General features: G+C 59.3%; 2 pseudogenes. Both read right to left on the minus strand.

Annotated elements, in window-relative coordinates:
- Positions 1-90: 90 nt before the first annotated feature.
- Positions 91-372, minus strand: a pseudogene (locus DC522_RS34170) (IS3 family transposase); the annotation flags it as partial.
- A 16-nt stretch (positions 373-388) separates the two neighbouring features.
- Positions 389-509 (minus strand): annotated as a pseudogene (locus DC522_RS34175) (IS110 family transposase); the annotation flags it as partial.

A 509-nucleotide genomic window follows, 5' to 3' on the forward strand; every position in this document is an offset into this window, starting at 1 on the left:
ACGAGCCAGCTTCGATCTCCTGCGCCGCCGGGTGCTCCTGGCAGCGTAATCCACGCAAAGTGCGGGAGAGCCGATTGTGTGGACACCGGGTTAGTTCATTTTCCGCTCGGCCTGTTCGGGTGTGAGATACCCGAGAGCCGAATGAATGCGCTGCTGCCGATTGTAGTAGCCCTCGATGTAGCCGAACAGATCCCGGCGAGCCTCTTCGCGCGTCGCCCAGCTCCGCTGGTGAACGAGCTCTACCTTCAAGGGTTGGAAGAACGACTCCATGGGAGCGTTGTCATAGCAGCAGCCCGTCCGGCTCATCGATGCCTTGGCCTTCATGGAGGCCAACTGCCGGACATAAGCCTCGGCTGCATATTGGCTGCCGCGGACGCCCTTCTAAATGTCAAGCGGTGATACGAGCCTGGTTGATCTCCTTTTGTCGCTGACTGATCAAGGTGAATACTTCGCGAGCGAGGTAGCGCTTGAGACACCGGATCGCCTCCAGCTTGGAATGGCCTTCAGCC

This window comes from Microvirga sp. KLBC 81 (genome assembly GCF_003075415.1).
In the GTDB taxonomy this organism is placed as follows: Bacteria; Pseudomonadota; Alphaproteobacteria; order Rhizobiales; family Beijerinckiaceae; genus Microvirga.